Raw genomic sequence first — 9176 nt, 5'->3', positions numbered from 1 at the left:
CCCACTTAGGGGCACAAATACGCAGGCTATAATACGGAGCGAAGCGAAGGGAGCCTGCGTGTTTGTGTCCCAACGAGCGCCAGCGAGTGACTACAGTGTTTTGTTAGAAGACGATGTTTCTACTACCTTTGGTTGCTCAAAAGCTAAAACCGAAACACACTCGTTTAAACCAATAATTAGATACTCCCTCGGCTGATATAGCTTACCAGTAATGAAGTGTTCTCTGGTGTTTTCCAGTGCATTCCAGCCACCGTCGATTACTTCAAAACACCAACCAGTTTTTAAGTTACATTCACTCCAAAACTCGCCTAAATCACCTTCATCAAGCACTCTGAAACCATAAATAGCATCGAAATGAGCTTTTATACTCCAACTCTTCGATTTAACAGCAATGTTTAAGCATTCTTTGTCGAATGTAATTTCGTCAATGTCTACTGTAGAGTCTGATTCGAAACCAGTCTCTATTTTTACAACCTTAGGCTCATAAATCATCGCTAGTCTTCTAACTTCCAAATATGGGGCGCAAACACGTGTGCAATAATGGCGAAGCCGCGCACGTGTTTGCGTCCCAGCGAGCGTTAGCGAGTGCCATAATTTGTTTGTTAGGTTTCATCTCCGCCTTTTAGATTTATATGGAACTTACCCTTAAAAAGATAATAAATTGAAGGCAAGCCAAAAAACACAAAGAAACCAATAGGACCCGACAATGATTCTGAAGCTGCATAGCTTTGATACAAGTATATTGCAGAAAGTACTAGCAACATTGTTGCAATTGCATAATTGAGTATTCTAACCAGTCTTCCGCGCCATTCAGTTTCCCAAATTTTTAACATAATGATTGGGAATACTATCCAAACCAAAACACCAGCAATCCAAGCTGTCCACTCTTGGCCTGTGATGAAATAAAACAGCCAATACAACGGGAAAAACAAAACAACAGCCAAAATTGCGATTACAAGTAATCTCACAATGAAACCTAACGCCCCGATAACGGGCGAATGCTTGCTGCGAAAATGGCGGAGCCGCAGCAAGTAGGCGTCCCAGCGAGCGCAGCGAGTGTGTTAATTGGTTTGTTAAGTGCGGGTTTATACTTCCGCGTCATAGACTTCCCTACCAAGTGCAAGCGTTAGTTTGGCACAAAGTTTTGTGATCCAACCTAGCCATATTAGAGAGTCTATTTTGCCCGAAATTTGCAGTCCACTCGGTTCCGCTGATGCAATGATATATTTTTCTTCTCCGTATTCGCCAAACCAACAGGAGTATTCTGGATGAGATTTCCAACCATCCATTTCGGAGAATACGCGTCCAACATCAGACCATTCTTTTTCAGAAAGGTCGATTGGCAAATTCAATGTAATGTTTTGTTCTTCCATAAAGCACCTAACACCAAGCTAAGGGGCAAAAGTACAATGCGATAATCGCGAAGCCGCATTGTGTTTTTGTCCCAGCGACCCGCGCAGCGGGTTGCGACTTGAGCGTTTTGTTATGTGCGTGCCGAAAACAACCTTGTAATGAACTATTGAATTGTCCAATAAGTAACATGTTTAGCCCTTCCTAGGTTATTAATTTTTCGCCACAAAAAGGGCAAAAGCAGACGATGAACATAGTTTGAGAAACAAGTTCTCCTTCGAAATCTGCTTCCTTCATTTGAACTTCTTCTTTTGATGCAAAATGTAAGTTATACAACTGCCAAGAACCGGAGCCCTCGACTGAATGAAGGATTTTAATATCCTTACTAAAGATATTTTCTTTGCATTTATGCTCCTTATCGAAGCTAATGTTTGCAATTTCCGAAAGCTTATTAATATCCATATTTCTTTTTACTAGATGAATAGCACATAACGCCGCCAGCAGAGGCGCAGCTATGCTGCGTCCTGCTGACTGGCATTGTTAAGTTCTTCCGCATTTAATGCTTTGAGCTTTCTTGAAGTAAACCACCATGAGCCACCTACAATTGAAATCAAGATTCCAAGAAACCCTAACACTGTATAGAACATATTTGTAAGAAATTTTATTTCTCTTTCTACAACATCTTCTTTAACGAAGTCACCTATTTCTGATGACATCTCTGAATAATCTCGCTGAAGAGTTTTTAACTTCACTAAATCTTCTGGATCAGAAAACATGTAAGTTTTTAAAATAGCAAAGTCTGCCTTAAGTTGTTGCAATGTGGCGACCTCATCAATATCTACGTCGCCAGCAGCAATTGACTTTTCAATTTTTCCCAGTCTATTTTCAATAGAAGAAGTCGTTAGATTAGCTAACTGCTTTTCAAGGATAGTGATCTGTTTTCTTAAGTCAGGAAGCCTTTCCATACCTTCTGCTTCAGCTGATAATATTCGTTCATATTGCGACATCAAATTCTTAGTCGGCTCAAGTAGCATCATTGCTATTAGCATCAATATCAAAGGGAAAATTAATTTAGGCATAAGACTGATGAGCATCGTTTGGCGTTCAAATATATCCTTTCGACGCGAAAGAAACATTTCTCGTTCCATTCGTTCAATCTTTGCCATCTCAAGATCTCTCATCATTCTTTCGTTCATTTTTTCTCCAATATATGATTAAACTTAACACGAAGCTAAGGGGCAAATATACAATGCGAAAATGGCGGAGCCGCATTGTATATTTGTCCCAGCGGCCCGCACAGCGGGTTGCGACTTAAGCGTTTTGTTAGGTGCGTGCATAAAAAATCCTTGTTTTATATGCTGTTTGTTTTTGATTTTAACTTGATAAATCGATAGATGTTAATGCCGATAAAGATCGCAAAAGAAAAAATACCCAACCAAAACGACGCAGCATAATAAACAACTGTTGCTATTCCAACTGATACAGAAAAAAGACCACAGTCATAACCACAGGTTTCCATTCTGTAAGCTGAGCCAATAAATAGAACTAAGCAAATACAAAACATACTCAAGCTAATTGACCTAGCTTTGTTCATCCAATTTAGCCCTTTTCCCTGAAAAGCACCTAACACTAAGCTAAGGGGCAAAAGCACAATGCGAAAATCGCGAAGCCGCATTGTGTATTTGTCCCAACAGACCGCGCAGGGGGCAGCGACTTAAGCGTTTTGTTAGGTTTCCTATACATCGTTCTCTAATACATCCTTTAATTCTTCCTGAGCGAACTTTCGAGTTTCCGTTTGAAGCATCTCCTCAAAAAACTGTCTACTTGCCGACAGAGAACTGAAATTAATAATTATCGCAGTAAGCCCGTCAATGAAATCGCGATCTCCCTTTTCCCAGCTCCAGTGAGACATAGCCCAACTTGAGACTCTAGTCTCTATCGCTGCACTAAAATATCCTCTTGGATTATATTCTAATGCAGATATTCCATCGTTAATCGTTTCTTGAATCATGTATATTGGCGGCTCAGCGTGATTCTCAGCAATATCCATGATAATTTGAAGCTGCTTCTCAACTTCTTCGTACGTTAATACAGATGGCAGTTTGTCAAATTCAGGGAGCATAACTATCGGAAACCTAACTTTCCAATAACGGGCGCAGGCACGTGGGGCATAATGGCAAAGCCGGCCCGCGTGTATGCGTCCCAGCGAACGCAGTGAGCGAGTTAATTGGGTTGTTATACCCGTTACTCATCCAAAATATCATTCAATTTTTTCTTAAAATAGTGCTGAAGCAACTTTTGGCTTCCATCAAAAACTACTTTAAATGGAGCATCTTTGAACTCAGTTTTAAGTTTCTCAAACACTTCTTGCTTATCTAAAGCATTGGCAAAATCGTGGCCCGCTTGAGTTAACCTAATATCTTTATCGAAGATCAGAGGGGGACCGCTTATGCCCATTGTAATGCCTATTGAATCCAAACCAGACAAATGTAAATTTCTGTCAGAAATTAATCGATTATCCATCAGAATCTGCATATGAAAAACGAACTTTTCGTCTAAGTATTCAGGATTGTCTGAGGAACTAATCGGAAATCCATTGTCCTGCAATTTTACAACGCTAATATGCGCTGTTTCTGCGTTTAGGAACTCTGATAAGAGCTCTTTTAGATAGGCTAAATCAATACGCATGTTTCAATATCCTTTTGAGGGTATAACACTAAGCTAAGGGGCACAAATATGGCGCTATAATGCCGGAGGCGCGCCATGTTTGTGTCCCTCTTGAGCGCCTTGTTATATTCATTTTACCTTATCACTTAAAAAGTGAATTATTTCGTCTTTGTTTTCAATGTCTCTGAGTGGTATCAGTACCGCACTCGATGTATCAATAAAGAGTGCCAATAATCCATTCTCTTGTTTTACACGTTTGAAGACACCCCATTTATAAACAGAATATGAAGCTTCGCTAGAGATCTTCATTTCCTCTTCGCTTAACTCAAAAATATGGCTCCCACAAAATGCACCATCTTCTTTCGGGGCATATGCATGTTTAAATAGTTTTGGGACGTTGATGTAGTGATTAAAGATTAGTAAGAGAAAGACAACGGAAATCGTAATTGCAGTGGGCCAATGAACTGTTGATATTTCTCTCAACGTAGACATTACAATGACCGCGAGCAAAAACCAGACTACAGCGTTTACAACAAATAAAAACCAAGTTTTTAAGTACTTTCTTGGAGCTTCGCTAGACAGCAACTGTTGATAAGCGAGCCAATCATTTACGGTGAGATTTATTTTAAACTTCATAACATCCATGAATATAACGCCCTGTTAAGCGGCTGATAAAGGTTTGGCTAAAATGTGAAGCGAAGCGGAACCGAGCCAAACTTTAGCAGTCCCGCTTTAACAGCTTGTTATATTTCGTTATTCAAAATATGTTCGTAGACTTCTAGTAAATTTGTATTGGTAACGCCATTATACTTGCTATCAAATCCACCCAACATAATTTCAGTATTAAACTCTAAATCAAATTTATTATTAGATTCTAGAATTGCTTCAGGAATATGATGAACCGCGTCTGCTAAATCTGCTATCTCTTCAGACTGACGAGCTGTAAGCCCTGAAATTTGCCCTTCGTATCCAATCATTCGTATTTTCAACAATACTCTTTCCAGAGTTTTTAGGAGAGCTTTTTGTTCGTTAGTCACGGGTTCCCTCAAGAAATATAACACTAAGCTAAGGGGCAAAAGCACAGTGGGAAAATAGCGAAGCCGCACTGTGGTTTTGTCCCAGCGACCCGTTCAGCGGGTTGCGACTTGAGCGTTTTGTTAGGTGCTACACATGATTTCTTGTTCGAAGAATGCGGGCAATACTTTGATGAGTGATACGTTTTCAAATTTTGGATTGTTCTCCATAAAAACAATGAATTTTTGTACGAAAAATTTAGTATTCAAATTTTCATCGCATATTTCAAATTTGCTCCCCTGTTCTGATGATGGGTTGTACATCATTACCAAATGATACCCCAACAACGTTGAGCAATCCTGACGTTCTTCATTTTCAACCTCTTCATGACACAATTTCTTTAAACCTGTGCTCGTTTCCGGATTTGCATGGGTTTGGAATGAGGCAAAAAGTATGAATACTAGAACAAAGCATTTATAAAACATCAGCCTAGATCCTCTAAAAGCACATAACACTAAGCTAAGGGGCAAAAGCACAATGCGAAAATGGCGGAGCCGCACTGTGTATTTGTCCCAGCAGTCCGCGTAGCGGGTTGCGACTTGAGCGTTTTGTTATGTGCGATTGTTTCAAACAACCTTTACATACCCCACTATTTTGTATGCTTCACATATGTGCCATGCGAAACCTTTTTTAAACAAATGAGCGTCTTGTTTTGGCACTAAAAAGCAACCATTCGCTTTACATGTATCCCCAGATTTTAATGTCTCAACACCTATAAAATTGAGCACACCCATAAATGCATAATCTCGGCCGGGAATCCAATGGTTTGGTCTTATTCCTGTGCCAAAGCCCCAGCGATCTTTCATTGCTTCCTTTAGCAAGGAAACCTCTACGACCATTTCGATTTCTACACTGTCCATTGTTCAGGTTACCTGTAGCACATAACACTAAGCTAAGGGGCAAAAGCACAATGCGATAATGGCGAAGCCGCATTGTGTTTTTGTCCCAGCGACCCGCGCAGCGGGTTGCGACTTGAGCGTTTTGTTAGGTGTGTGCATTTTTAATCCGATCATTTACATAGCTTGAAAGTATTGGAAGAACAAACCCATATACACTTGCACAGAAGAACAAAATGAAGCTGATATTGCTGAAAATGACACTTTGCTCTGAGGTGTCATTTATAAGCTCGATAGCTATTGCTGGTAAAAGAGTGCAACAAATATATAAAGAGGCGTGTACGACCTTGCTACTTTGAGAGCCACTTCCTTTAAAGAACCATATTGAAGCAATAACGGTGGAAAGAACAAGCAAAACAAAAACAAAAAAAACACCTCCAGCCATTTTCTAACTCCAAAGCACCTAACTTTTAAATAAGGGGCGATAACGCGTAGGGCATAATAGCGAAGCGGCCCAGCGTGTTAGCGTCCCAACGAGCGACAGCGAGTGACTTTATTTTTTTGTTATACACCGTTGCTATTTAAACCCCTTTTGCAAGTTTTGAACATCTCGTGTGCGGCTATGAAAAACTTTGTTGGAACATTATAAGAGGTCGATTTTCCGTTTGAATAATTGACGTTGTAACCAAGGCTATCCGATTTCACTAAATGTTTTTTTACTTTTTCTGCGGCTTCTCCGATTAAGTATCCAGAGTAAGGTTCTGATTGTAATTTATACAAACGTTCATGGGCACCTTCAATATTCACTTCCACGCTTGAAATTTCAACAGACTCTGTAGTACCCCTTGTAGCAATTGTGACGCCATGAATTAGAGTCATGGGCTCTGAATTCAGTTTGTTTAGAATGGGTGCTTTGTCATTTGGGAGCATGAAAGAAAACTGAGATAGTACAGCGCAGAAATCACCGCATTCGAGTATTTTGCTTTCATTGAATCGTGGTTCAATGAGCATAATGCAACCGTAATCATCAATACGAACCTGCCATGAAGCCGGAGTGCTGGCAAAGACACTGCAAGAAATGAGAAAAGCTAGAAATGCGGTTTTTTTCATAGTAGGTGTATAACTGCTCGCATAAGCGGCGCAAAACGCTTGGCTACAATTTGCGACGAAGGAGCGCAAGCCAAGCTTTTTGCGTCCGTTTTTAATGCGTTTGTTAGATTATCGTTGCCACCTACTCATATCCCATACACAATCTTCCTTCATGTTTTCGTTTACTTCATGAATTTTTGTGATTTCAAACTTTAACCTGCGACCAAAGGAATTCGTATTTAGTGAGAGTTCACCAGTCGCTTCAACATACTTTGCGCCTGTACCCAATTTATATAAGCTATCTTTATTAGAATTCTCCTCAATCTCAATAGCCTCTGCTTCACCACATATTTGAAAAATTGAATATGGTGCACCGGCGAAAAAATATCCTTTTATCCGATTGTTTCCAAGTGGCAGTTTAACGTTACTAGCCAGATATTGTTTTTTCTTATTTTCTTTTACCTGAAGCAGCAGTTCTTCCACACTAAGTTCGTCTATATTTTCTGACGCTAAAGCTGTAAATAATAAGCTACAGAAGACTGACAAAATTGCTACTTTTTTCATATTCCCTCAAGATAATCTAACACTAAGCTAAGGGGCAAAAGCGCAATGCGAGAATGGCGGAGCCGCATTGTGTATTTGTCCCAGCAGCCCGCGCAGCAGGTTGCGACTTGAGCGTTTTGTTATGTGTCATGATGCCAAAAACAACCTAAATGGATTCCAAAATTGAGCTACTAGCTTCGAGAATTGCAGCTTTATTCTCAAACGTAAAAACTCCATATGTTCCTTTTACGTCAATCACAGTAAAAGGTAACTCTCCTTTAGGTAGAAACTTAGAGTCTAATAGATATACCAATACTGCGTTTGATGCCGCATCCACTTTATACTCTGAAACCTCTAGCAAGTTATGAGCACCCACACTAAATTGTAGCTGGCACTTTTTTAGTTCACTTTGAACCAAAACATCGATACTTCTTTTTAATCTGTAACTCATGAGGACATATAGCACTAAGCTAAGGGGCAAATGTACAATGCGATAATCGCGAAGCCGCATTGTATATTGTCCCAGCAGCACGCGCAGCAGGTTGCGACTTGAGCGTTTTGTTATGTGACGTCACTTTGATACAACCAATTTATTGTCTTGGATAATTAGCTTTACTTTAGAGTACTCGTCTAGATATGAGCTTGCACCAATATTTGTTAGTTCAAATAAAAAGTAATCATCTTTATTGTCCATGTCTATATCTTCTATACCGGAAAAGTTGCCGCCATTTGTAACAACTCCAGCGTCTACAAATAATAAAACATGCCTTTGTTCAGATGGTGGGCTATTGCCTCCAATAAATGCTTTATAAAAATACTCACGTTCATTGACTCTGATGACATTTGATACATCGTCAATAAAAAGCTCAGTGGAAATGAAAGTTTTCTCATTCGTCATTCGATGAATAGCGTAAATGTCATAGTATGTGTGCTGCTGAGCACTATTTGCCGGTGACTCTTCTGCGCATAGCTTAAATTGGTCATTAAAGAATATTACTTCGCACTGCTCAGCAACTACGCAGAAAGAAGCGAATATGGAAAAAAGAGTAACTGTTAAATATTTCATAGAGTCACATAACGCTTCAATAACCGGCGCAGCTTTGCTGCGTCCGGCGCCGAAGGCGCGTAGTTAATTGACTTGTTATATTTCACTTAACGCTTGCTGTGCATGAGCTAATGTATCTTGAACATTTAGACGTCCGCCAATTAAATAGCCTTCATCACAAATTATGGTGGAGGTTCCATCAATTGAAGCTGTAAGATTTCCGTTATTAACACTTAACTCTGCAACAAACTCTTGCTGCCTACGCCCCTCTCCCTTTAAGTAAGCTACGTCATGTTCCCTCATATTTCTGACTAATCTTGCTTCAGGTAGGTTTTCCTTGTAAGTGCAATAAGTTTGAAATTTTGCAGTATCAAACTCTTCAAGTTCAGCCCCCCATTCCAATGATTTACCTACAGCAATAACGAAGAAATGTTCGTATGTGCTGGTCAACTCTAGATCTGCGCGATTATTGGAAAGCTCAATTAGATTATTGCCAACACTAACCACGGCTTTGAGCCATTTCTTAAAAGAATGATTTACAAACCAGCTATCCATAGGCTTCCTTTGAAATA

The 9176-nt window shown here is 39.8% G+C and carries 16 protein-coding genes; all 16 read right to left on the bottom strand.

Annotated elements, in window-relative coordinates; all coding sequences use genetic code 11:
• Positions 1-90: 90 nt before the first annotated feature.
• A complete protein-coding gene (locus AC27G9_RS21075) occupies positions 91-492 on the bottom strand; it encodes a hypothetical protein (protein WP_487076525.1) in 402 nt (133 codons plus the stop codon).
• A 110-nt stretch (positions 493-602) separates the two neighbouring features.
• Entirely contained in the window at positions 603-968 is a 366-nt protein-coding gene (locus tag AC27G9_RS21070) for a hypothetical protein (protein ID WP_487076524.1), read from the bottom strand.
• A 117-nt stretch (positions 969-1085) separates the two neighbouring features.
• Positions 1086-1373: a hypothetical protein gene (locus AC27G9_RS21065; protein WP_487076523.1), complete on the bottom strand. Its 288-nt coding sequence runs from the start codon at positions 1371-1373 to the stop codon at positions 1086-1088.
• A gap of 181 nt (positions 1374-1554) precedes the next feature.
• Entirely contained in the window at positions 1555-1812 is a 258-nt protein-coding gene (locus tag AC27G9_RS21060) for a hypothetical protein (protein ID WP_487076522.1), read from the bottom strand.
• Positions 1813-1862: 50 nt separating this feature from the next.
• Entirely contained in the window at positions 1863-2546 is a 684-nt protein-coding gene (locus tag AC27G9_RS21055; RefSeq protein ID WP_487076521.1) for a hypothetical protein, read from the bottom strand.
• Positions 2547-3085: 539 nt separating this feature from the next.
• Positions 3086-3472: a hypothetical protein gene (locus tag AC27G9_RS21050; RefSeq protein ID WP_487076520.1), complete on the bottom strand. Its 387-nt coding sequence runs from the start codon at positions 3470-3472 to the stop codon at positions 3086-3088.
• Positions 3473-3594: 122 nt separating this feature from the next.
• Entirely contained in the window at positions 3595-4038 is a 444-nt protein-coding gene (locus AC27G9_RS21045; protein ID WP_274742465.1) for a DUF2513 domain-containing protein, read from the bottom strand.
• A gap of 108 nt (positions 4039-4146) precedes the next feature.
• Positions 4147-4653, bottom strand: coding sequence for a YcxB family protein (locus AC27G9_RS21040; protein ID WP_487076519.1), 507 nt, complete (start codon positions 4651-4653; stop codon positions 4147-4149).
• 107 nt (positions 4654-4760) lie between these two features.
• On the bottom strand, positions 4761-5054 hold the full coding sequence (locus tag AC27G9_RS21035) for a hypothetical protein (RefSeq protein WP_487076518.1): 294 nt from the start codon (positions 5052-5054) through the stop codon (positions 4761-4763).
• Between the two features lie 120 nt (positions 5055-5174).
• Positions 5175-5516, bottom strand: coding sequence for a hypothetical protein (locus tag AC27G9_RS21030; protein ID WP_487076517.1), 342 nt, complete (start codon positions 5514-5516; stop codon positions 5175-5177).
• 141 nt (positions 5517-5657) lie between these two features.
• Entirely contained in the window at positions 5658-5951 is a 294-nt protein-coding gene (locus AC27G9_RS21025) for a hypothetical protein (protein WP_487076516.1), read from the bottom strand.
• Between the two features lie 124 nt (positions 5952-6075).
• Positions 6076-6372 (bottom strand): hypothetical protein, encoded by a 297-nt coding sequence (locus AC27G9_RS21020; RefSeq protein WP_487076515.1) that lies wholly within the window; start codon positions 6370-6372, stop codon positions 6076-6078.
• 119 nt (positions 6373-6491) lie between these two features.
• Complete coding sequence (locus AC27G9_RS21015; RefSeq protein WP_487076514.1) at positions 6492-7037, bottom strand: hypothetical protein; 546 nt, start codon at positions 7035-7037, stop codon at positions 6492-6494.
• Positions 7038-7145: 108 nt separating this feature from the next.
• Positions 7146-7580 (bottom strand): hypothetical protein, encoded by a 435-nt coding sequence (locus AC27G9_RS21010; protein ID WP_487076513.1) that lies wholly within the window; start codon positions 7578-7580, stop codon positions 7146-7148.
• Positions 7581-8130: 550 nt separating this feature from the next.
• The gene (locus tag AC27G9_RS21005; protein ID WP_487076512.1) at positions 8131-8625 is read right to left on the bottom strand and encodes a hypothetical protein; all 495 of its coding nucleotides are present in this window, start codon (positions 8623-8625) and stop codon (positions 8131-8133) included.
• Between the two features lie 75 nt (positions 8626-8700).
• Positions 8701-9176 (bottom strand): hypothetical protein (locus tag AC27G9_RS21000; RefSeq protein ID WP_487076510.1); only part of this gene is annotated, 476 nt, incomplete at its 5' end.

Source organism: Alteromonas sp. 5NS40-0096 (assembly GCF_057544385.1).
Note: the sequence above shows the minus strand (reverse complement) of the source record. Positions and strands in the feature narration are given on the sequence as shown.

Bases quoted from the DNA above. Each gene is read 5' to 3' on its own strand.
- AC27G9_RS21075 (WP_487076525.1), bottom strand. From the start codon at position 492: ATGATTTATGAGCCTAAGGTTGTAAAAATAGAGACTGGTTTCGAATCA.
- AC27G9_RS21065 (WP_487076523.1), bottom strand. From the start codon at position 1,373: ATGGAAGAACAAAACATTACATTGAATTTGCCAATCGACCTTTCTGAA.
- AC27G9_RS21060 (WP_487076522.1), bottom strand. From the start codon at position 1,812: ATGGATATTAATAAGCTTTCGGAAATTGCAAACATTAGCTTCGATAAG.
- AC27G9_RS21055 (WP_487076521.1), bottom strand. From the start codon at position 2,546: ATGAACGAAAGAATGATGAGAGATCTTGAGATGGCAAAGATTGAACGA.
- AC27G9_RS21050 (WP_487076520.1), bottom strand. From the start codon at position 3,472: ATGCTCCCTGAATTTGACAAACTGCCATCTGTATTAACGTACGAAGAA.
- AC27G9_RS21045 (WP_274742465.1), bottom strand. From the start codon at position 4,038: ATGCGTATTGATTTAGCCTATCTAAAAGAGCTCTTATCAGAGTTCCTA.
- AC27G9_RS21040 (WP_487076519.1), bottom strand. From the start codon at position 4,653: ATGAAGTTTAAAATAAATCTCACCGTAAATGATTGGCTCGCTTATCAA.
- AC27G9_RS21030 (WP_487076517.1), bottom strand. From the start codon at position 5,516: ATGTTTTATAAATGCTTTGTTCTAGTATTCATACTTTTTGCCTCATTC.
- AC27G9_RS21025 (WP_487076516.1), bottom strand. From the start codon at position 5,951: ATGGACAGTGTAGAAATCGAAATGGTCGTAGAGGTTTCCTTGCTAAAG.
- AC27G9_RS21020 (WP_487076515.1), bottom strand. From the start codon at position 6,372: ATGGCTGGAGGTGTTTTTTTTGTTTTTGTTTTGCTTGTTCTTTCCACC.
- AC27G9_RS21015 (WP_487076514.1), bottom strand. From the start codon at position 7,037: ATGAAAAAAACCGCATTTCTAGCTTTTCTCATTTCTTGCAGTGTCTTT.
- AC27G9_RS21010 (WP_487076513.1), bottom strand. From the start codon at position 7,580: ATGAAAAAAGTAGCAATTTTGTCAGTCTTCTGTAGCTTATTATTTACA.
- AC27G9_RS21005 (WP_487076512.1), bottom strand. From the start codon at position 8,625: ATGAAATATTTAACAGTTACTCTTTTTTCCATATTCGCTTCTTTCTGC.